The sequence below is a fragment of the Pseudomonas reactans genome (genome assembly GCF_013385825.1).
Classification (GTDB): Bacteria; Pseudomonadota; Gammaproteobacteria; order Pseudomonadales; family Pseudomonadaceae; genus Aquipseudomonas; species Aquipseudomonas reactans.
Window position 1 is genome coordinate 374,028 of record NZ_JACAPG010000002.1, and the last position, 22,836, is coordinate 396,863.

Below are 22,836 nucleotides of genomic sequence, written 5' to 3' on the forward strand. Positions count from 1 at the left end.
GGAAGAGGTCTCACTCGGCAGCTTTATTGTAGGAGTGGCGTCTGACGCGCCGTATCCACAACCTTACCCAGCGAGACCTCGATAAAAGCGACCTGTGGCGACCGGGTTTTGCACCCAGGCGACAGACGGTCAGCCGTAGCGCCTCTGCCCCCACGCCAACAAACCTTGCAACAATTGCTTCAACACCACCTGCGTCGGCTCGGCCAGATCCGCTCGGTACCGGAACGGCTCGAACTCTTCCATATAGGCGCTCTGGCACAGCTCCAGCTGCACCGCATGGATATCCTGGGCCGGGTCACCGTAATGCCGGGTGATATGGCCGCCCTTGAAACGCCCGTTCAGCACATGGGTGTACTGCGGATGCATCGCGCAAATGGCTTCCAGTTGGCTGGCCAGCTCCGGATCACAGGCGGCGCCATTGAAAGTGCCGAGGTTGAAGTCCGGCAGCTTGCCTTCAAACAGGTGCGGGATCACCGAGCGGATCGAGTGCGCATCGAACAGCAAGGCGTAGCCGAATTCGGCCTTGAGCCGCGCCAGCTCTTCTTGCAGCGTACGGTGATACGGGCCCCAGACCTTTTGCAGGTAGCTGGCGCGCTCGGTCTCGCTGGGTTCCAGGCCTTCCTGGAACAACGGCACGCCGTCGAACAACGTGGCCGGGTACAGACCGGTGGTGGCGCCCGCGTACAGCGGCTTGTCGTCGGAAGGACGGTTAAGGTCGATGACGAAGCGCGAGTATTCGGCCGCCAAGGTGCTGGCCCCCAGCTCTTCGGCAAAGTCATACAACGTGGGGATGTGCCAATCAGTGTCCGGCAGGCTTTGCGCCTCAGAAATCAACCCTGCCTCGACCGCAGGCGTCAGGCGCAGGCCGGCGTGGGGCATGCTGATCAGCAGCGGCACACGGCCTTGTTTGAAGTTCAGAACCTTATCCACCAGCAGTACTCCTCAAACAGTGACATCGACGCCATGGCGTACGACGCGTTTATCCAGCTCGCCGCCCAGCCAATAGGCCAGGTCGGCGGGACGATCAATCTGCCAGGCGACGAAGTCCGCGACCTTGCCCACTTCCAGGGAGCCGTGGGTATCGCCCATGCCCAACGCAGTGGCGGCATGTTGGGTGGCGCCGGCCAGGGCTTCTTCCGGGGTCATGCGGAACAGTGTGCAGGCCATGTTCAGCATCAGGCGCACCGACAGCGCCGGCGAGGTGCCGGGGTTGAGATCGCTGGCGATGGCGATCTTCACGCCGTGCTTGCGCAGGGCGTCCATCGGCGGCAACTGGGTCTCGCGCAGGAAGTAGAACGCGCCCGGCAGCAGCACCGCGACGGTGCCGGAGGCGGCCATGGCAATGGCATCTTCTTCGGTCATGAATTCCAGGTGATCGGCCGACAGCGCCTGGTAACGCGCGGCGAGGCTGGAGCCGTGCAGCGACGACAGTTGCTCGGCGTGCAGTTTCACCGGCAGGCCGAGTTGCTGGGCAACTTTGAACACGCGCTCCACCTGTTCGGTGGAAAACGCCAGGTATTCGCAGAAGGCATCCACCGCGTCCACCAGCCCTTCCGCCGCCAAGGCCGGCAGCATTTCGGCGCAGATGTGCTCGATGTAGTCGTCGGCGCGGTCCTTGTATTCCGGCGGCAACGCGTGGGCCGCCAGGCACGTGGCGCGCACGCTGACCGGCAGCGCTTCGCCGAGGCGACGGGCGACGCGCAGCATCTTGCGTTCGTTGGCCAAGTCCAGGCCGTAGCCGGACTTGATCTCCACGGTGGTCACGCCGTCGCGTAGCAAACTGCGCAGGCGCTTTTCAGCGCTGGCGAACAGTTCATCTTCCGTCGCGGCGCGGGTGGCACGCACGGTGCTGGCAATACCGCCGCCCTTGGCCGCGATCTCGGCGTAGCTCACGCCTTCGAGGCGCTGCTCGAATTCGCCGCTGCGGTTACCGCCGAACACCGTGTGGGTGTGGCAGTCGATCAGCCCGGGGGTGACCCACGCGCCTTGCAGGTCATGCACCTGGGCGTAATCCGCCGTGGGTGCCTGGCTGCGGGGGCCGATCCACTCGATGAGCGAACCGACGGTCACCATGGCGGCATCCTCGATGATCGAGTATTTGCCCTGTGCCATGGTTGCGACGTGGCAGTGTTGCCAAAGCGTTTTCATCAACGCCTCCCTAGATTAACGATGAGACAAAGCCGGGTCGTAATGAACCTTGGCCGCTTGCCCGGCCGCGGGTTTGACCCACAGCAGGTAAGCCAGCACCAGCAGCACGATCCACACGGCACCGACCAGCAAAGCGGCCTGGGTGTCCGGGAAGTAGCCCAGCACGCCAAACACGAACAGCATGAACACAATGGCGGCCGCCGGCGCATAGGGCCAGAACGGCACGGGGAATTTCAGTTCGGCCACCTGCTCTTTAGTCATCGAACGGCGCATGGCAACCTGGGTTAACAGGATCATCAGCCACACCCACACGGTGGCGAAGGTGGCAATCGAGGCGATCAGCAGGAACACGTTTTCCGGGATCAGGTAGTTGAGCACCACACCGCCGAGCAGCGCCGCGCCCATCACCACCACGGTCATCCACGGCACGCCGTGTTTCGACAATTGCGCAAAGCCTTTAGGCGCCTGCCCCTGCTGGGCCAGGCCGTACATCATGCGGCCGGCGCCGAAGATGTCGCTGTTGATCGCCGAAACGGCCGCCGAGATCACCACGATATTGAGAATGGTCGCCGCCGAGCCGATGCCCAAGTTGCTGAAGATCTGCACAAACGGGCTGCCCTGGCTGCCGATTTGTGGCCACGGATAGATGGCCATCAGCACAAACAAAGTCAGTACGTAGAACAGCAGTATACGCAGCGGCACCGCGTTGATCGCCTTGGGGATCACGCGTTGGGGGTCCTTGGCTTCACCGGCGGTGATGCCGATGATTTCGATGCCGCCAAAGGCAAACATCACCACGGCGAACGAGGCGATCAGGCCGCCGATGCCATTAGGCATGAAGCCGCCGTGGGCCCACAGGTTGCTGAGCCCACTGGCCTGGGTTTCACCTGCCGAATGGATGCCAAACAGCATGATGCCAAACCCGCCGAGGATCATCGCCACGATGGCGCCGACCTTGAGCAGCGACAGCCAGAACTCCATTTCGCCAAACACTTTGACGTTGCACAGGTTCAGGCCGCCGATCAAAAACACAATGCCGAGCACCCAGACCCAACGTGCGACTTCGGGAAACCAGAAGCCCATGTAGATGCCGAAGGCGGTCACGTCGGCCAGGCAGACGATGATCATCTCAAACGCGTAGGTCCACCCGAGGACAAACCCAGCCATAGGGCCAAGGTAAGTGCTGGCGTACTGGCCGAAAGAGCCGGAAACCGGATTGTGCACGGCCATTTCGCCGAGGGCGCGCATGACCATGAACACGGCGGCGCCGCCGATCAGGTAGGCCAGCAGCACGGCGGGGCCGGCCATCTGGATGGCGGAGGCAGAGCCATAGAACAGCCCGGTGCCGATCGCGGAACCGAGTGCCATGAAGCGAATATGTCGGGCGCTGAGCCCGCGTTTCAAACCCTTTTCTTGCTGGTGCATTTCTCTTCCCTAATTATTCTTATCCTGAGAAAAACGGGATGCCTCTGTAGGAGCGAGCTTGCTCGCGAAGAACCTGAGAACGCCAAGGGGTGCCAGGCTACCCGCGTCATCGTTGGCGATTTTCGCGAGCAAGCTCGCTCCTACAGTGGAAGCGGTGTTGCGGTTACAGGCTTGGCAGCAGCTCGGCCGGCACCAGCTCATTCAAGCAGCGGCTGGCCAACAACTCGCTGGCGGCGTTGATGTCCGGCGCAAAGAAACGGTCCTTCTCATAGAACGCCACTTTGTCGCGCAGAATCCCACGCGCTTTTTCCAGTGCAGGCGAGGTTTTCAGGCCTTCGCGCAGGTCCAGGCCCTGGCACGCGGCCAGCCATTCCACAGCGAGAACGCCACGGGTGTTCTCGGCCATTTCCCACAAACGCTTGCCCGCAGCCGGGGCCATGGACACGTGGTCCTCCTGGTTGGCCGAAGTCGGCAAGCTGTCGACGCTATGGGGATGGGCCAACGCCTTGTTTTCGCTGGCGAGCGCGGCGGCGGTCACCTGGGCGATCATGAAGCCGGAGTTCACACCGCCATTGCCCACCAGGAACGGCGGCAGTTGCGACATGTGCTTGTCCATCATCAGCGAGATACGGCGCTCGCTGAGCGAACCGATTTCGGCGATGGCCAGCGCCATATTGTCGGCTGCCATGGCCACTGGTTCGGCGTGGAAGTTGCCACCGGAAATCACGTCACCTTCGGCGGCAAAGACCAGCGGGTTATCCGACACGGCGTTGGCCTCTACCACCAGCACCTCGGCGGCCTGGCGGAACTGGGTCAGGCACGCGCCCATGACTTGTGGCTGGCAGCGCAGCGAGTACGGGTCCTGCACCTTGTCGCAGTTCTGGTGCGACTGCGACACCTGGCTGCTTTCGCCCAGCAGGTGACGATAGGCCGCTGCCGAATCGATCTGCCCACGCTGGCCGCGTGCGGCATGAATGCGTGCGTCGAAGGGTGAGCGCGAACCCAGCACCGCTTCCACGGTGAGTGCGCCACACGCCAGGGCGCCGGCGAACAGGTCTTCACCTTCGAACAGGCCACGCAGGGCGTACGCGGTGGATACCTGGGTGCCGTTGAGCAGCGCCAGGCCTTCTTTGGCGGCGAGGGTCAGCGGCGTCAGGCCGGCGACTTTCAGCGCCTCGGTGGCTTCCAGCCACTCACCTTTGTAGCGCGCCTTGCCTTCGCCCAGCAGCACCAGGGACATGTGCGCCAATGGAGCCAAGTCACCGGAGGCACCGACCGAACCCTTCAACGGAATATGCGGGTACACCTCGGCGTTGATCAGCGCGATCAGCGCGTCGATCACCTGGCGGCGGATCCCGGAGAACCCACGGCTAAGGCTGTTGACCTTGAGCACCATGACCAGCCGCACCAGCGCATCGCTGATCGGCTCACCGACACCGGCAGCATGGGACAGCACCAGGGAACGCTGGAGGTTTTCCAGGTCTTCGCTGGCGATGCGGGTCGAGGCCAGCAGGCCGAAACCGGTATTGATGCCATAGGCAGTGCGGTTCTCGGCGAGAATCTGCTCCACGCAGGCAACACTGGCTTCGATCTGCGCCGTGGCGCTGTCATCCAGACTGAGGGTTACCGGCTGCTGGTAGATGGCTCGCAGTTGGGCAAGGCTCAGTTGGCCTGGAATCAGGTTTAGCGCAGTCACATTCATACTCCTTTTGAATTGTTCTTTTGAATAAGTGTTCAGTGCAAATTCGGTAAGTCGGTGTTTTTGAGCAGTTGGGCAGCGGCCGCAATGTCCGGCGCCAGCCAGCGGTCTTGCTCGTAGGCCGGCACCACTTCACGCAACAGGCGCCAGGCGCGGTCGGTGCCAGCGCCGAAGCGCTGGTCCTTCAAGAATTCGAACGCCTGGGCCGCCAGCAAGTACTCGATGGCGAGGATCTGCGTCACGTTGGCCAACACCTGGTGCAGCTTGAGCGCCGCATTGGTGCCCATGCTCAGGTGGTCTTCCTGCAGTCCCGAGGTGACGAAGTTGTCGAGCACCGCCGGTTGCGCCAACTGGCGGTTTTGCCCACACAGCGAGGCGGCGACGTACTGCACGATCATCATCCCGGAGTTGACCCCAGGGTTGCTCACCAGGAACGCCGGCAAGCCGCTGACGTGCGGGTTGATCAGGCGGTCCAGGCGACGTTCGGCCACCGAGCCGATTTCGGCCATGGCGATCGCCAGCATGTCCGCCGCCAATGCCACGGATTGTCCGTGGGGGTTGGCCTGGGACACTACGCGGTAATTGTCTGGCGTACCGAGTACCAGCGGGTTGTCGGTGGCGCCGTTGAGCTCGGTCTCGATCTGGCGCGTGGCGTGTTCCACCTGGTCGCGGGCCGCGCCGTGGATCTGCGGGATCGAACGGATACTCAGCGCGTCCTGGGTACGAAGGCCTTTGCTGCTGGCGATCACTTCGCTGCCATCGAGCAAGGCACGCAGGTTGATGCCGACTTGCTGCATGCCTGGATGAGGTTTGAGGGCGATGATTTCCTCGTCAAACGCGTCGATCTGCCCGCGCTGTGCCTCGAAGCTCATGGCGCCGATCACGTCGGCCCATTGCAGCAAGTGATGGGCGTCGGCCAGGGCGAGGCAGCTCAGACCGGTCATGCACGGCGTGCCGTTGACCAGGCACAGGCCGTCTTTGGCGCCGAGCACGACCGGATGCAATCCTTCCGCGCTTAAGGCCTCTTGAGCCGGAACGATGCGGCCTCGGTAACTCACATTGCCCACGCCCAACAAGGCCACGCCTACATGGGCCATATGGGTCAGGTAACCCACCGAACCCTGGGACGGCACTTGCGGTGTGATGCCGTGGTTGAGCAGCGCCAGCAACGAATGCACCACCTGGGGATGCAGGCCGGATTTGCCGTGGCTGTAGTTGATGATCGCCGCGCAGATGATCGCGCGGGTCTGCTCGTCGCTCAGCGCCGGGCCGACGCCGCAGGCATGGCTCAGCAAGGTATTGCGCGACAGCTGGCTGAGTTGTTCGCCCTTGAGCGACACATTGCACAGCGCGCCCAGGCCGGTGTTCACGCCATAGGCGCGCTCACCGCTGGTGACGATGCGCTGCACGATGGCCTGGGCATTGTCGATGCGCGCCCAGGCCTGGCCCGAGAGTTCAAGCACCGCGCCGTGGCGGGCCACGGCGACGACGTCCTGCCAGCGCAGCGGGGCGTCGGCAATGATGATTTTTTCAGCCTGGAACATGGTTGACCTCTTCAATTCAAACCACCGCCGCCCGCCGCTGAACAAACCGATCCACATATTCATCCGCCGGCGAATGCAGGATCTCCCGAGGGGTGCCGACCTGGATCAGCTTGCCGTCCTTGAGGATCGCAATGCGGTTACCGATGCGCACGGCCTCGTCGAGGTCGTGGGTGATGAACACGATGGTTTTGTGCAGGGTCTTTTGCAGCTCCAGCAACTGGTCCTGCATCTCGGCGCGAATCAGCGGGTCGAGGGCGCTGAAGGCTTCGTCCATCAGGATGATGTCGGTGTCGGCCGCCAAGGCGCGGGCCAGGCCAACGCGCTGGCGCATGCCACCGGAAAGCTGGTGCGGGTATTTGTTTTCGTAGCCCTTGAGGCCCACGGTTTCGATCCAATGCAAGGCACGCTCGGTGCAGACTTGCTTGGTTTCGCCACGTACCTTCAGGCCGTAGGCGACGTTGTCGAGCACGCTCTTGTGGGGCAACAGGCCGAAGCTCTGGAACACCATGCTGATCTTGTGCCGACGGAATTGGCGCAGGGCTTCCATGTCCAGTTGCAGGATGTCTTCGCCGTCCACCAGGATCGCGCCGCTGGTGGGGTCGATCAGGCGGTTGAAGTGACGCACCAGCGTGGACTTGCCAGAACCCGACAGGCCCATGATCACGAAGATCTCGCCAGTGCCGATGCTCAGGGACAAGTCGTTCACGCCGACCACGCAGCCGGTCTCGGCCAGCACCTGGTCCTTGGTCTTGCCCTGGCCGATCAGCGACAGCGCGTCCTTGGAGCGGGCGCCGAAGATCTTGAAGACGTTTTTAACTTCGATTTTGCTGACAGTAGTCATTTGCTCGCCTCATGCCGTGGACGACCATAGGCCTGGGTAATGCGGTCGATGACCACTGCGAGAATCACGATCGCCAGCCCGGCTTCGAGGCCACGGCCGACGTTGAGGGTCTGGATGCCGACGAGCACGTCTTCACCCAAGCCACGGGCACCGATCATCGAGGCGATCACCACCATCGACAGCGCCATCATGGTGGTCTGGTTGATACCGGCCATGATGCTCGGCAACGCCAACGGAAGTTGCACACCGAACAGTTGCTGCCAACGGTTGGCACCAAAGGCGTTGATGGCTTCCATGACTTCGCCATCGACTTGGCGAATGCCCAGGTCAGTGAGGCGGATCAGCGGCGGCGCGGCGTAGATCACCGTGGCGAAGATCGCCGGGACCTTGCCCAGGCCGAACAACATCAGCACCGGAATCAGGTACACGAAACTCGGCATGGTCTGCATGATGTCGAGCAGCGGCATCAGCACCGAGCGCAGGCGATTACTGCGTGCGGACAGGATGCCCAACGGCACGCCGATCAGCACCGAGATCACCGTGGCGACCATCATCAAGGCCAGGGTCTGCATCAGCTTGTCCCACAGGCCAACCGCGCCCACCAGGAACAGCAAACCGACGATCACCGCCGTGGTCACCACCTTGCGGGTGGCGTGCCAGGCGACGCCGCCGACGATGGCCAGCATCAGCCACCAGGGCGCTGCGCGCAGCAACCCTTCCAGGTTGACGATGGCCCAAAGCAGGGTGTCGGAAATGTGCCGGAACACATCGCCGTAGTTGGTGACCAGTGAATCCACCCAACCGTTGACCCAGTCGGCAATGGAAAACGTAAAACTCTCAGGAAACATATCGTGCTCTCGATCCAGTGGGTTGTGGCTGGGCGTCCGGTTGCCGGTGAAGGCAACCGGAAACGCTCAACCTACAAGGCCGCGTCGATTTTCTTGGCTGCGTCGTCGCTCACCCATGCGTGCCAGACTTCAGGATGTTCCTTGAGGAAAATTTTCGCCAGTTTTGGCGACTCAATTCGCTCCTTGGCCATGCGACCCAGGTTCTGGTTCAGCAGGTCGATCGGCAGGTTGACCTTTTCCAGCACGGCCACCAGTTCCGGGGCTTGCTCGTGGAAGGTCTTGGACAGGCCGACCTTGATGGTCACGCTCTTATCCACACCGGGTTTTTCTTCCAGCTTGACCAGGTCGACCTGGCCCATCAGCGGGGTTGGCGACCAGTAGTAGAACAGGATCGGCTCGCCACGCTTGTAGCTCGACAGCACCGCCGCATCTAGCGCCGGGCCGGTGCCTGGGCGGAAGTTGGTGTAGGAATTTTCCAGGCCGTAGCTTTTCAGCATTTCGCTGTTGTCCAGCTCGCAGGTCCAACCGGCCGGGCAGTTGTAGAAACGGCCTTTGGAGGGCTCTTCCTGGTCCTTGAACACCGCGGCGTACTTGGCCAGGTCAGCAATGTTTTTCAGGTCGGGGGCCTTGGCTTCCAGCTTGCGCTTGGCATCGCCTTCGATCACATAACGCGGCACGTACCAGCCTTCGATGGCACCGACTACCGGGGCGCCGACGCCGACGACTTTGCCGGCCTTCTCGGCCTTGTTCCAGACTTCACTGCGGCCCACCCACTCTTCGGCAAAGACCTGGATGTCGTTGCTGCTCAGGGCGTTTTCCATGGTGATGGAGTTGCCCGGCAGGCTGTCGGTTTTGCAGTCGTAGCCTTTTTCCAGCACGGTTTGCAGGATGTCGGTGAGCAACATGCCGCTTTCCCAGTTCAGGCCTGCGAATTTCACCGGCTTGCCGGATTCGCACCAGCCGGCCGCCTGGGCGCCGACGCTCGCCAGCAAGCCCGTAGAGAACAGTGTGGCCATCAGGGTCTTATGCATTTTCATTGTTGTGACGCTCCCAATCTTGAAATGGATTACGGCAGTCAGTAGGCATCCTGCCCTGTCCACGTCCCATCAGGCTTGTGCAGCCAGCCCGGTTGTTGTTGGTATAGCGCCCTGCTCTGTTGGCAGGATCAGGTGATCGGGCACCGTGCCGTGCCATTTTTTCGCACACAGGTAGTACAGCGCTGCCGGCAGGACCAGACCGATGATCCAGGAAATGTCCACATCACCCAGCGCGGCCACCAAAGGGCCGGTGTAGAACTTGGTGGAGATGAACGGCAACTGCACCAGCACGCCGAACACGTACACGCTGATACCGAGCAGGTTCCAGCGACCATAACGACCGTTCGGGTCGGCCAGCGCCGGTACGTCATAACGCTCGCGGGTGATGCAGTAGTAGTCCACCAGGTTGATCGCGCTCCAGGGCGTGAAGAACGCCAGCAGGAACAGGATGAAAGACTTGAACGCGCCGAGGAACGAGTGCTGGCCGAGCAATGCGATCAAGGTCGCGGTGCCGACAATCGCCAGCACGAACACCAGGCGTTGCAAGCGCGTGACCTCCAGGCGGCCACGGAAACCGCTAATGATGGTCGCGATGCACATGAAGCTGCCGTAGGAGTTCAGCGTAGAGATGGTGACCTTGCCGAACGCGATGCTGAAGTACAGCAGCGCAGCGGTGGCCCCCGTACCGCTCAAGCCCACAATGTAGGCCACTTCGTGACCGGCGAATTGCCCGTTGGACATGGCCGCGGCAAACACGCCGAGGACCATCGCCACCTGCGCGCCAATCACCGAACCGGCACCGGCGGCGAGAAATGTTTTCACCGAAGAGGTCTTGCTCGGCAAATAGCGCGAGTAGTCCGCCACGTAAGGGCCGAAAGCGATCTGCCAGGAGGCCGCGAGCGACACCGCCAGCAGGAAGCTGCTCCAGCTGAAGTGACGGATCTGCAGGAGTGCGCCCACGTCGGTCTGGCTCATCAGACGGCTGAACAGGTAGACAAAGGCAATTACGCCAATGACGCTGGCCACACGGCCGATGAAATGGATCACCCGGTAACCGAGCACCGTGACCAGCACAATGACACTGGCGAAGATCAGGATGCCGGTGCTGTCGCTGACCCCGAACAACTGGCCCAGCGCCTGGCCGGACAACACCGTGCCGGTGGCGGTGAAGCCGAGGTACATCAGGCACACCAGCACGATCGGAATCGCCGCGCCGTACACGCCAAACTGAACCCGGCTGGAGATCATCTGCGGCAGGCCCAGCTTGGGCCCTTGCGCCGCATGCAACGCCATCACGCCGCCGCCGATCAGTTGACCGACCAACAGGCCGATCAACGACCAGAACACATCACCGCCCAGCACTACGGCCAAGGCCCCGGTGACAATCGCGGTGATCTGCAGGTTGGCACCCATCCACAGGGTGAACTGGCTCAATAGACGACCGTGTCTTTCCGCTTCCGGGATGTAGTCGATCGAACGTCTCTCGATCAACGGGGTGGTGCTTGCACGTGCGTCAGCCATTTACTTTCAACCTCTGATGGATTGTTCACTTCTTTCTGTAGGAGCGAGCTTGCTCGCGAAGATATTCCAGGCGCATCGCTGCGCTGAATGTACGTTCTTCGCGAGCAAGCTCGCTCCTACAGTGGGTGTGTCAGCCTTTGATCATCGGCAGGTTCAAGCCCTGCTCCTTGGCGCAATCAATCGCGATCTGGTAGCCGGCGTCGGCGTGACGCATCACACCGGTGGCCGGGTCGTTGTGCAGTACGCGGGCAATGCGCTCAGCCGCTTCGTCGGTGCCGTCGCAGACAATCACCATGCCGGAGTGCTGGGAGAAGCCCATGCCCACGCCGCCGCCGTGGTGCAGCGAAACCCAGGTCGCGCCGCTGGCGGTGTTGAGCAAGGCGTTGAGCAGTGGCCAGTCGGACACGGCGTCGGAACCGTCCTGCATGGCTTCGGTTTCGCGGTTCGGGCTGGAAACCGAGCCAGAGTCGAGGTGGTCACGGCCGATCACCACCGGCGCCGACAGCTCGCCGCGGCGTACCATTTCGTTGAATGCCAGGCCGAGCTTGGCGCGCTGGCCCAGGCCCACCCAGCAGATACGCGCCGGCAGGCCCTGGAAGCTGATGCGCTCGCGCGCCATGTCCAGCCAGTTGTGCAGGTGGGCGTCGTCGGGGATCAGCTCTTTGACCTTGGCGTCGGTCTTGTAGATGTCTTGCGGGTCGCCGGACAACGCCGCCCAACGGAACGGGCCGATGCCACGGCAGAACAGTGGGCGGATGTAGGCCGGTACGAAACCCGGGAAGTCGAAGGCGTTTTCCACGCCTTCTTCCTGGGCCATCTGGCGGATGTTGTTGCCGTAGTCGAAGGTCGGGATGCCTTGTTTCTGGAATTCCAGCATGGCTTTGACGTGCACGGCCATCGACTGCTTGGCGGCCTTGATCACGGCCGCCGGCTCGGTCTTGGCGCGGGCGCGGTATTCGTCCCAGGTCCAGCCGGCGGGCAGGTAGCCGTTGAGTGGGTCGTGGGCGCTGGTCTGGTCGGTGACCATGTCCGGGCGCACGCCGCGCTTGACCAGTTCCGGCAGGATTTCCGCCGCGTTACCCAGCAGGGCGATGGAGATGGCCTTGCCTTCCTTGGTGTACTTGGCGATGCGCGCCAGGGCGTCGTCGAGGTCGGTGGCTTGTTCGTCGACATAACGGCTGTTCAGGCGGAAGTCGATGCTGACCTGCTGGCATTCAATGTTCAGCGAGCACGCGCCGGCCAGGGTCGCGGCCAAAGGTTGCGCGCCGCCCATGCCGCCGAGACCGGCGGTGAGTACCCAACGGCCCGTCAGGTCGCTGTTGTAATGCTGGCGACCCGCTTCGACGAAGGTTTCGTAGGTGCCTTGGACGATGCCCTGGCTGCCGATGTAGATCCAGCTGCCGGCGGTCATCTGGCCGTACATGGCCAGGCCCTTGGCATCCAGTTCGTTGAAGTGTTCCCAACTGGCCCAGTGCGGCACCAGGTTGGAGTTGGCGATCAGCACACGTGGGGCGTTGCTGTGGGTCTTGAACACGCCGACCGGCTTGCCGGATTGCACCAGCAGGGTTTCGTCGTCATTCAGGTTGGTGAGGCTCTCGACGATCTGGTCGTAGCACTCCCAGTTGCGCGCCGCACGGCCGATACCGCCGTACACCACCAATTCTTTTGGGTTCTCGGCCACTTGCGGGTCGAGGTTGTTCATCAGCATGCGCAGCGGCGCTTCAGTCAGCCAGCTTTTGGCGGTGAGCTTGTTACCGTGGGCGGCACGGATTTCGACGTCACGGTATTTTGTAGGCCTGGCTTTAGAAAAATCGGTCACGACTGGACTCCTCGGCATGATGCGCGAACATGGATGGTGCGAAGGAGAGTCTTACGCACACATCTTTACTTGTACATACAAGCATATGCAATCAAGCGGCCAACTTGCTGAGGGTGCTGTTGAGATTTTTTTGGAAGGCGTGTGCAAGCCTTGAAAATTAAGGCTTCGAGACTTGATGAAATTTCTTACGAGGAATTTTTACAGCGGGGGTGGTTTAGCGCGATGGCGCGGTTTTGCGCCACGCTGGGGCATTCGGTAACAAAGTGGTGCGAGGGTTGGAAACAGATTTTGTGGACACTACAAAACAACTGTAGGAGTTGGCTTGCCGGCGATGGCAGTGTGTCAGTCAGCACATCGGAGACTGATGCACCGCCATCGCCGGCAAGCCGGCTCCTACAGGGTTAGTCGCGTGGTGTCAGTTCGATGATGCAGCTGCGACCCGTTACGCAGAGGTCCAGCAGGCCAGTGTTACCGTCCACTTGCAGGCAGTCGTGATGGCCCAGTTTCTGGTCCAACACCTTCACTTCATCAGCAACGCTGAACACCAGCACTGTCTGCGCCGTGCTGAAGAAACGCTGTTCGCCATCGATCCATTGCAGCCGTGCGTGGTAACGCTGGGGCGAATAGATCAGGTTGAAGTCGCGGATCGGCCCGGTGATCAAACGGCATGACACCTGGCTGTCACCCTTGAACGCAAAAGCTTGCAGCGGCAGCAACCCGCGCTGTTCCTCGCCGTCTACGGTCAACACCATACCGGCGCCCTGGATCACGGTGATCACGCGCTGGTAGCCGGCGAAGGTGGAAAATCCGCCGGATTCAGCGATATCCGCAATCGACAAGCGCCAGCCAAAGCCATCCAGCCCTGCGCCGGCATCTCGGGTGATTTCTTCAGTGCTGCCGCCGCCGTTTTTCCACGGCATGCGGACGTACTCAGCGGCGCGCCAGACTTTTACGCTACTCATTTACTGAAACGTCCTTCGAGGCTATGACGGGAACCGGGGTGGATCAAACGCGCGGCGGTCACCGGCTGGCGGCCCGACCAGGTGCGTCTGCGTATCAACAGGCACGGCTCGGTAGGCTCGATCTGCAGCAGCTTGCACTCGGCGGCGTCGGCAAGGATGGCTTCGACCACGTGCTCACCTTCGGTCAGTGGCGCCACTTGGTTCAGGTAGGCGTAAGGCGTTTGCTGGGTGAAATCCTGCTGCAGGTATTCCGGCGCGACCAGAGCGTTGACGAAGCGGTCTTCGATTTGCACGGGAATATCGTTTTCGAAGTGCACGATCAATGAATGGAAAACACGCCCGCCTTCACGCATCTCCAAGGCAACGGCGCGCTCGGAACCGGCGGCCTCTTCGCCCAGGTGGATGACCTGGCAGGTATGCCGATGACCGCGTGAGGCGATCTCATCGGCAATGTTGTGCACTTCGAACAGGGCAGACTGGCTCTTGGGCTCGGCGACAAAGGTGCCGACACCTTGCATGCGTACCAGCAACCCTTCAGCGGTGAGCTCACGCAGGGCGCGGTTGATGGTCATGCGGCTGAAACCCAACTGACTGACCAATTCGCTCTCTGACGGCACACGGTAATGGGGCGGCCAGTTGCCGTTGAGGATCTGCTGGCTGATCATCTGTTTGACGCGGGCATACAAGGGCGCCGGACTTTCGTCCATGTGGGCAGCCAGCGAAGACTTGGCAGGCGGAGTCGGCACAGGGAATCCTTGCAGGGGGAAAAGATGCATAGATTGCCGGAGTTTACCGAGCAGGCAAACGTCTGTATATGTATATACAAATAAACACACGACCGGGGTGCCTTGATCATGTCCGCTTTCTTTGCCGAACGCGCGCTGCTGCCTAATGGATGGGCCAATGATGTACGTCTTGAAGTCAGCGCCGAGGGCCTGCTGACAAAAGTTGAGGCCAATGCCAGTGCAGAGGGCGCCGAACGGCTGAGAGGCCCGGTTTTAGCGGGTATGCCCAACCTGCACTCCCATGCATTCCAGCGCGCCATGGCCGGTTTGGCCGAAGTGGCGGGCAATCCGAATGACAGCTTCTGGACCTGGCGCGACCTGATGTACCGCATGGTGGGCAAGATCAGCCCGGACCAATTGCAGGTGATCGCGCGCCAGCTGTATATCGAGATGCTCAAGGCCGGCTACACGTCGGTGGCCGAATTTCACTATGTGCATCACGACGTCAGCGGCCAGCCGTATGCCGACCGCACGGAGCTGTCACGGCAGATCAGCCAGGCGGCGGCCAGCAGCGGGATTGGCCTGACATTGCTGCCCGTGCTTTACACCCACTCCGGGTTTGGCGGCCAGCCGCCGAATGAAGGCCAGCGGCGGTTTATCAACAGCACTGAAAACTACCTGGACCTGCAGGCGCGGTTGAAACCCCTCCTCGCCGCACAACCGGCGCAGCAGTTGGGGCTGTGCTTCCACTCGCTGCGCGCAGTCACGCCGCAGCAAATCAATGATGTGCTGGCCGCCAGCGACAAGGCCTGCCCGGTGCATATCCACATCGCCGAGCAGCAAAAGGAAGTCGATGACTGCCTGGCCTGGAGCGGCAAACGCCCGCTGCAATGGCTGTATGACAACGTTGCAGTGGATGAGCGCTGGTGCCTAGTGCATGCCACTCATGCGGACGCGGATGAAGTCGCACGCATGGCCAAGAGCCGCGCGATTGCCGGCTTGTGCCTGACCACCGAGGCCAACCTGGGTGATGGGATTTTCCCCGCGGTAGATTTTCTCGCCCAGGGCGGACGCATGGGTATCGGCTCCGACAGCCATGTGTCACTGAGTGTGGTGGAGGAGCTGCGCTGGTTGGAATATGGCCAGCGCCTGCGCGATCAGCGGCGTAATCGGTTGTATCGCAGTCATCAGCCGATGGTCGGCCGTACGCTGTTTGACGCCGCGCTGGACGGCGGAGCTCAAGCGTTGGGGCAACCGATTGGTCGGCTGGAAGTGGGCAAGCGTGCGGATTGGATTGTGCTGGATGGCAATGATCCATACCTGGCGACGGCAACAGAGGATGGGATTCTGAATCGCTGGCTGTTTGCGGGTGGGGATCGGCAGGTGCGGGATGTGCTGGTGAATGGAAAGTGGGTGGTGCGCGATGGGCATCATGCCGGCGAAGAAGAAAGCAGCCGGGCGTTCACCAAAGTCCTGCGCGACCTGTTGGGCTGAAACAAAAAAACCTGTAGGCGCCGGCTTGCCGGCGATGGCGATCTCAAGGATGTCATCGCCGGCAAGCCGGCTCCTACAGGGGCGGTTGCAGCGTTACTGCGAAGTTTTTGCCATCTGCTTGTCCGACGTACGCCAGATCAATCGCGTGGTGTCATACCCCTGCTGCCGCGCCCTGCTCAACAAGTCTTCGCGGGTGTCCGCACTGACCGTCGGCGTGCGCGACAGGATCCACATATAACGCCGGCTCGGGCTGCCCACGATCGCGGTTTTGTAGTCATCGCTGACGTACAGCACCCAGTAATCGCCCTTGGCGACGCCCGGCAACAGCGCGGTGAACCAGTTATTGAATTCCACCCAGAGCTTGTCGGTCTTGCCCGGCACTTGCGGGGTGGCGGTGCCCTTGGCTTCTTCCCACTTCCATTCGGTCGTCAGGCAGCGGTTGAACACCGACATATCGCCATCGGGCAGCAAGGTGTAGCGGGCTTCGGACTGCGCGCAGTTGCGCTGGAAGTACATCGGCAATCGGGCCAACTCATACCAGGTGCCCTGGTAACGCTTGAGGTTGACGTTGCTCGCTGTCTTGGGTTGCAGATCATCGCCAGAATGGCTGGCGCAGCCCGCCAAAAACAGGCTGGCACAAAGGAACAAAACAAAACGCATCATTCTTCTTCTCCCGCAGGCTCTCGCCCCGGTTTACTTCAGGCCTTGCCCGGAAAACATCAGAACTTTGTCACCGGCATATTGAACGCTGATAAAGCTGTTTTTATCGCCCCAGGTGCAGCTGGACATGCCCAGTGCGCCGGAACAATCGGTCGGCTTGCCCAGCAACGACTCCACCTCAGCCTTGGCCATGCCAGCCGACAATTTTTGATAATTTTCTTGGTTGACCTTGCTGCAAGCGGCCAAAAGCACGCAAAAAGCCAGCAAAGCGAGACGGCGTAACGACATGGAAAAACTCCTGGAGGGACGAAGCAGCGTGGGTATCTGCCAGAAGCTTAGAAGGGAAAAGAGGTGTCTGGTTCCCGATGAGAAAAAACAAAAAAGCCCCGAAAACGCTGAAACGTTTCGGGGCTTCTTTTAAGGTGATCCAGCTCACAACAACGCGGATAACCTATCGCTGCAATTTACTGCTTGTGATACGCCGTCACACGCTCAACTTCTTCCTTCGAACCCAGGAACACCGCCACGCGCTGGTGCAGGCCTTCAGGCTGGATGTCGAGGATGCGCTGGTGGCCGTCGGTGGACGCGCCGCCCGCCTGCTCAACCAGGAAGGACATCGGGTTGGCTTCGTACATCAGGCGCAGTTTGCCTGGCTTGGACGGCTCGCGGCTGTCGCGTGGGTACATGAACAAGCCACCACGGGTCAGGATGCGGTGCACGTCGGCAACCATCGCAGCGACCCAGCGCATGTTGAAGTTTTTCTTCAACGGGCCTTCTTCGCCGGCCATCAACTCGCCCACGTAGCGGGTCACAGGTTCTTCCCAGTGACGCTGATTGGACATGTTGATCGCAAATTCCTGGGTGGACGCAGGAATGGTGATGTCTTCGTGGGTCAGTACGAAGCTGCCCATCTCGCGGTCCAGGGTGAAGCCTTTGACGCCGTCGCCCAGGGTCAGAACCAGCATGGTCTGTGGGCCGTAGATGGCGTAACCGGCAGCGACCTGCTCGGTGCCTGGCTGCAGGAAGGCCTTTTCGTTCAGGGCTTCGTTCTGGCTCAGGTATTCGTTCGGGCAACGCAGTACCGAGAAGATGGTGCCGACGGGGGCGTTGATGTCGATGTTGGACGAGCCGTCCAGTGGGTCGAACACCAGCAGGTAGGCGCCTTTCGGGTATTTGCCGGGGATCTGGTAGGCATTGTCCATTTCTTCGGACGCCATGCCGGCCAGGTGACCGCCCCATTCGTTGGCTTCGAGCAGGATCTCGTTGGAAATCACGTCGAGTTTCTTCTGCACTTCGCCCTGCACGTTTTCGGTGCCCATGCTGCCCAGGACACCACCCAGTGCGCCTTTGGACACGGCGTGGCTGATTTCCTTGCAAGCACGCGCCACCACTTCGATAAGGAAGCGCAGATCGGCAGGCGTGTTGTTGCTGCGGGTCTGCTCAATCAAATAGCGACTCAAGGTAACGCGGGACATGTAAGGCTCCGGAAAATGGGGGGCTTGAAAACCCGCGCAGTTTAACGCGAGTCGGGGCGTATTTCCTCCTATCAGAGGATTTAAACCCAATAGAGTTCATGGACTTTAGTTAACGTGCCACCGGCGGCTTGCGCAGCAAACTGTAGGCCATGGCGCCCAGTGCCGCCACGCCGAGCAGCAACACGGCCCAGAGGCCGAGTTTTTTCCAGTCTGTTCCGGCATCGGCAGCGGGCTGGAGCGAGGGGGCCGCAGTGGCAACTTCTCCGCTGACCTTGGCCTGTCCCAACGTCTTGAGACGCTCGGCGCTGTAGTCGGGAATCAGGGTCGAGAGCGGAAGGTTCGCCGCCTTGATCGACGCATTGCCCAGCGCCAGGGTAAACGGCGGCTCACCCCGCGCCAGGAACACCAACTGCGTAGCGCGTACCGCAAAACGCAGCGCCGGCGCCTCGACACCCAGTCCGCCACCGCGCTCATCTACGGTCAGTTTGAGCTCGGCCACCGTCTGGCCCGGCAACTGCAACTCATCCTGCACCACGTCCCGGCCATTCTGGGTCAGGCGATACAGCACGCCATTGCTCAGGGGTTGCCAGGCCTGCTTGCTGTCCCTGCGCCCGGCTAATGTCACCGGCGCCAGGGTGTTGGATTGTTTCAACTCGATGCGCAGCCGCTCAAGACTCAGCCCCGTGGGCAACTGCCAGCTGTACTCCCCAGCCTTGAGCCGCGTACCCGCCAACGGCTGCGACCACACCAAAGGCATGGGCAAGCTGCTGCGGGTGGCACTCACCAACTGGGCAGAGGTCAGCAATGGCGCCGCCTGGCCTTGCCAGACCAGGCGCAGGTAACGCGCCGATTGCCCCGGCAGGCTCACGTCATGCTGCTCGACCCGCTCGTCGGCAAATGACAAACGCGCCACTTGCCCATCGCCCCAGGCTTGCCAGTGCTGCAAGTCATCACCGGCTTCAATGCTGAAACGCTGGAAGCCCTCCTGCTCATGGCTCCAGTCCAGGCTCAATTGCTGCAAAGGCGCTTTGATCGCACTGGCGTCCAACACCCAGCCGCGCAGCACTTGCCTGCCGGGTTTCGGTGCAGTGGATGGAGTGATTTCCACCAAGGTGCCTGTGGTGGTGGCCTTCATCACCACATCGGGCAAGGCTTGCTCGGTGTCGGCGGCGTAAAGCGGGAACCATTTCACGTCGGTGACGTTGCGGTTCTCGGTGCGCTGCGCGGACTGACGCGACACTGCATAGGCCTGAGGCTCGCCGTTTGCGTTGAACACCCGCACATCACTGAGATCGGCCTGGCGTGCGTTCAGTTGGAGCGCCAGCGGCAGCTCCAGACGATACCAAGGGCCGTTGCCGCTCAAGGCCAGCGGCACCCGGGTGGTGAAATCAGCCGGCCTGTCCTGAGCAAACGCCGCCGAGCACAGCATCCATACCGTCAACCCACTCAGACTCAGCTTGCCCATCAAGAAGATGCTCCCTCTTTTTCAACGCGTTTAGGCGGCAGCGGCGCAAAGTAGCCCACCACCAGCAACAAACCACCCACGCCGATAAACGACACGATCCGCGCCAAGCCGCCGCGGTTGCTCAGTTCGACAAAGAACAGCTTGGCCACCACCACTGCAATCAGTGCCGCGCCGATCAGCCACACTTCGCGACGATGACGCAGGTGGCCGCCAATCATCAGGCCGAGGGCGATCAAGGTCCAGACGATCGACAGGCCCGCCTGCACCAGCATGGACTCGAGCAGCGCATCCAGATGAAATGGCACGCCGCCCCAATGGTGGGCCGTGCGCATCACCAGCACAGTAAAAAAGGCGAACAGCGAAATGCCCGCCACACCCTGGGCGATCCATTCAACGCGCGGCCCATGCTCCGGCGCGGCACTGCGCGACCACAGGTAAATGCCCAGCAGCGCGAACAACAGGCCCAGGTCCAGCGGGTTGAGCAGCGGCACATAGGGCAGCGGCTTGGCCGTGCCGTCACTGAAGATATTCGCCAGCCAGAACCAACCGAGCATCAGCACCGCAAGGGGCAAAGCGGCGAGCACGCGGTATTCCCTTGGGTACGCGGTAACAGGCCACGGCCAACTGCGCGGCGCCGCGGCGAGCACCAGGTACAGGCTTGGCAGAATCGCCCAGCCCAGCCAGCGCCAGGCGTTGTATTCACTCGACAGCACCAGCAAGCCGTAACGCAGTTCCAGCGCCAGCACGCCGATCAACATCCAGCAGCCCAGCACATGAGCCGCGCTCAAGACGTTTCCAGGCAACAGAGCCGCCAAACGCCGCAGCGAGATGAAATGCACCACAAACACCGCCAGCCAGGCCAGCCAGCCGAACTGCGCGGCTGGGTGGTAATACTCGGTCCACGCGCCCCACAACACCAGACCCGCTGCAGGCATCAGTAACGTGCTGGCGATACCCAGTGCCACCCAGCGCAAACGCAGCGCCAGTGCCGTCCAAATCACCCCGCTCAGCGCAGCCGCCAGCAGCAACAGCGCAGCGTGTAAGGCCGCGGGTGCCACGCGCCAGACTTCAATGATCACCGCCAGCGCCCACCACGCCACGCCCCAAGCCAGCAGACCTGCGGACAAGCGGCCACGGGGCAAGCGCCAGGCGCCGAGCATCGCGGCCAAGGCAATGATCATCGGCGTCCAGGCATTGTTCACGGGGTCGAGGGCAAATAGCGCGCCCGCAAGGACTTGCACAGCAATGCCACAGCGCACCACCACGGGCGAGCCGATTCGCTGACCCGCCCACAGGGTCGCAAGGCCCGCAACCGCCCAACCGACGATGCTGCCTTGGGTCGAAAACAACAGCGGCGCCAGCAGGTAGGCGCAACCCAGGCCGAGTACGGCGAGCCCTGGAGCGCCCAGGCGCTCCCAACGCCGGGTCTGCTCCGGCGCGGCTTTGTGTAGTTGATAAAAGCTGAACAACAATGCCGCGCCCAGCAACAATGCCCCTAATGGAGGCCCCTGCAGCAAGGTATCCTGGCCATCGCGCAGTTCGCTGAGGAAAGCGAGCAGCGAACCCAGTTGCAGCAACAAGGCAAACGCCCGCGCCACGGGGCGATGCTGGCGCAGACCGAGCCAGAAGATCCCGGCGCCTTCGACAGCCCACGCCGCAGCCGTCCAGCGCGCATCGAGCCCCAAGGGAATGGCCAGGCTGGCGAAGATCACGCCAAGAGCCAGACAGGTTTCTGTCAGGAGCACGGCGCGCCCGCCGCTGAGTACACGCGCCAAGACCATGTAAAGGATGCCCAGGCCCAGCGCACTGAACGCAGCGGCGAACTCAAGGTGTTGCACCAGCGCGAACTGCAAGCCAAAGCCCACCAGCGGCGGGCCGAACAGCAGGGTCCCGTCGACATAATCGCCCTTGCGCAATTGCGTACCCAAGCTGTCGCCCTCGCCCGCCTCCAGCAATTTGCGCCGGGCGTACAACAGGCCGATGGCCAGGTACATCGCAAAAAACAGGATCAGGAACGGCTCGGTGCTCCACAACAGCTCCGGTGTGTAGGAGCGCATGCCCCAGGCGAAACCGATGCCGAAGGTGCCCACAAAACCGATCACGTTCAGCAGGCGCCAGGCTTTGAACCAGGCAATCGTGAGGATGCCAGCGTTGAGCAACGCAAAGTAGCTGAACAGCGCCACATGGCTTCCGGCGCCGGTCGACACCAGGATCGGTGCCGCAAAACCGCCCAACGCCGCCGCGCAGGCGAGGCCGAGAGCATCTTGGGTGATCGCCAGGATCGCCGAAAATACCGTGACGGCGACCAGCAAGCCCATTGCCGCGCCGGGATCGATCAGCGGGTGCAAACGCATCGCCGCAAATACCGTGAGGTACAACACCGCAATCCCCGCGCCTTGCAGCATCAAGCCGTAGTTGCTGTTACGCAGCCGCAGCCACCAGCCCAAACCCAGCAAGCCCAACGCAGCGGCGGCAACACCGGCGTAACGCAGTTCGATCGGTACCACCATGCCTTCAGTGGCATAACGCAGCAGGAAGGCCAGGCCGAGGAATAACAGCACTACGCCGACGCGCAGCACAGTGTTGCCGCCAAACAGCCAATTGCGCGCGCCGTCGATGGCGCGTTCGATCAGGTTGGGGCCGCGAGGGATTGCAGGTTCTTTAGGCGTCGGCGCTTGGGTCCACACGTCATCCGGCAGCGGCCGGCTCGACTCCGGGACCAAGGCAACAGGCGCCAATTCGGCAGGTAGCTCCCACACCAATTCGGGGGGTGGGGCGACAGGTGCCGGTTCGGGAACAGAGGGTTCAACAACCACGCTGCTTGCAGGCGCAGGGACTTCCAACTGCCGCAGGCGTTCGCCCAGTGCAATCAGCGACTTCTGCGTGGTTTCCAACTGACGCGCCTGCTGGTCCGACTTGGCCGACAGCTGCGCCAGGCGAATCGCCTGGCCAATGCCCAACCCGAGCAGCGCACCAATGCCCGCATCACTGAACGACTCGTCGAGCGTCCAGCCGAGCACCAGGCCAATCAGCATGAAAATCCATTGCATGGTCGATATCCCTAAGCCAACCGGCACTGTAGGAGCGAGCTTGCTCGCGAAGAACGCAAAGATACCGCGTTAAATCTGAATGCACGCGTTATCGATGACGCTTTTCGCGAGCAAGCTCGCTCC

General features: G+C 61.8%; 18 protein-coding genes. 1 reads left to right on the forward strand and 17 read right to left on the reverse strand.

Annotation, left to right across the window (positions count from 1 at the left end):
• Positions 1-129: 129 nt before the first annotated feature.
• From hutG to hutC, 12 genes are all read right to left on the reverse strand, one after another.
• Positions 130-930: an N-formylglutamate deformylase gene (gene hutG / locus HX868_RS01695; RefSeq protein ID WP_177001703.1), complete on the reverse strand. Its 801-nt coding sequence runs from the start codon at positions 928-930 to the stop codon at positions 130-132.
• Positions 931-942: 12 nt separating this feature from the next.
• Positions 943-2,148, reverse strand: a complete 1,206-nt coding sequence (gene hutI / locus HX868_RS01700) for an imidazolonepropionase (RefSeq protein WP_126569682.1) — start codon at positions 2,146-2,148, stop codon at positions 943-945.
• A 15-nt stretch (positions 2,149-2,163) separates the two neighbouring features.
• Positions 2,164-3,573, reverse strand: a complete 1,410-nt coding sequence (locus tag HX868_RS01705) for an amino acid permease (protein ID WP_177001704.1) — start codon at positions 3,571-3,573, stop codon at positions 2,164-2,166.
• 163 nt (positions 3,574-3,736) lie between these two features.
• The gene (gene hutH / locus HX868_RS01710) at positions 3,737-5,275 is read right to left on the reverse strand and encodes a histidine ammonia-lyase (protein ID WP_095014359.1); all 1,539 of its coding nucleotides are present in this window, start codon (positions 5,273-5,275) and stop codon (positions 3,737-3,739) included.
• 32 nt (positions 5,276-5,307) lie between these two features.
• Positions 5,308-6,816, reverse strand: coding sequence for a histidine ammonia-lyase (hutH, locus tag HX868_RS01715; RefSeq protein WP_177001705.1), 1,509 nt, complete (start codon positions 6,814-6,816; stop codon positions 5,308-5,310).
• Between the two features lie 16 nt (positions 6,817-6,832).
• Positions 6,833-7,657, reverse strand: a complete 825-nt coding sequence (locus HX868_RS01720; RefSeq protein WP_177001706.1) for a quaternary amine ABC transporter ATP-binding protein — start codon at positions 7,655-7,657, stop codon at positions 6,833-6,835.
• Entirely contained in the window at positions 7,654-8,505 is an 852-nt protein-coding gene (locus HX868_RS01725) for an ABC transporter permease (RefSeq protein WP_010213842.1), read from the reverse strand. Before HX868_RS01725 ends, HX868_RS01720 begins: the two co-directional genes overlap by 4 nt.
• 71 nt (positions 8,506-8,576) lie before the next feature.
• Positions 8,577-9,542: an ABC transporter substrate-binding protein gene (locus HX868_RS01730; RefSeq protein ID WP_177001707.1), complete on the reverse strand. Its 966-nt coding sequence runs from the start codon at positions 9,540-9,542 to the stop codon at positions 8,577-8,579.
• A 69-nt stretch (positions 9,543-9,611) separates the two neighbouring features.
• Complete coding sequence (locus tag HX868_RS01735) at positions 9,612-11,063, reverse strand: purine-cytosine permease family protein (RefSeq protein WP_177001708.1); 1,452 nt, start codon at positions 11,061-11,063, stop codon at positions 9,612-9,614.
• Between the two features lie 130 nt (positions 11,064-11,193).
• On the reverse strand, positions 11,194-12,882 hold the full coding sequence (hutU, locus tag HX868_RS01740) for a urocanate hydratase (protein ID WP_343047932.1): 1,689 nt from the start codon (positions 12,880-12,882) through the stop codon (positions 11,194-11,196).
• Positions 12,883-13,283: 401 nt separating this feature from the next.
• Positions 13,284-13,844, reverse strand: a complete 561-nt coding sequence (locus tag HX868_RS01745; protein WP_177001710.1) for a HutD/Ves family protein — start codon at positions 13,842-13,844, stop codon at positions 13,284-13,286.
• Positions 13,841-14,551 carry a histidine utilization transcriptional repressor HutC gene (gene hutC / locus HX868_RS01750; protein ID WP_232920667.1) on the reverse strand — a complete coding sequence of 237 codons (711 nt, stop codon included), beginning with the start codon at positions 14,549-14,551 and terminating at the stop codon, positions 13,841-13,843. The genes HX868_RS01745 and hutC overlap by 4 nt, the downstream gene beginning before the upstream one ends.
• 147 nt (positions 14,552-14,698) lie before the next feature.
• Between hutC and HX868_RS01755 the strand changes: the two genes are divergently transcribed.
• Positions 14,699-16,063 (forward strand): formimidoylglutamate deiminase, encoded by a 1,365-nt coding sequence (locus HX868_RS01755; RefSeq protein WP_177001711.1) that lies wholly within the window; start codon positions 14,699-14,701, stop codon positions 16,061-16,063.
• A gap of 93 nt (positions 16,064-16,156) precedes the next feature.
• Here the strand turns inward: HX868_RS01755 and HX868_RS01760 are convergent, their stop codons facing one another.
• From HX868_RS01760 to HX868_RS01780, 5 genes are all read right to left on the reverse strand, one after another.
• Entirely contained in the window at positions 16,157-16,726 is a 570-nt protein-coding gene (locus HX868_RS01760) for a lipocalin family protein (protein WP_028615380.1), read from the reverse strand.
• Positions 16,727-16,756: 30 nt separating this feature from the next.
• Complete coding sequence (locus tag HX868_RS01765) at positions 16,757-17,011, reverse strand: lipoprotein (RefSeq protein WP_033897714.1); 255 nt, start codon at positions 17,009-17,011, stop codon at positions 16,757-16,759.
• 176 nt (positions 17,012-17,187) lie between these two features.
• The gene (locus tag HX868_RS01770; protein WP_057008551.1) at positions 17,188-18,198 is read right to left on the reverse strand and encodes a class 1 fructose-bisphosphatase; all 1,011 of its coding nucleotides are present in this window, start codon (positions 18,196-18,198) and stop codon (positions 17,188-17,190) included.
• 109 nt (positions 18,199-18,307) lie between these two features.
• Positions 18,308-19,663, reverse strand: a complete 1,356-nt coding sequence (locus HX868_RS01775; protein ID WP_177001712.1) for a DUF3999 domain-containing protein — start codon at positions 19,661-19,663, stop codon at positions 18,308-18,310.
• On the reverse strand, positions 19,663-22,713 hold the full coding sequence (locus HX868_RS01780) for a DUF2339 domain-containing protein (protein WP_177001713.1): 3,051 nt from the start codon (positions 22,711-22,713) through the stop codon (positions 19,663-19,665). Before HX868_RS01780 ends, HX868_RS01775 begins: the two co-directional genes overlap by 1 nt.
• Positions 22,714-22,836: the final 123 nt, after the last annotated feature.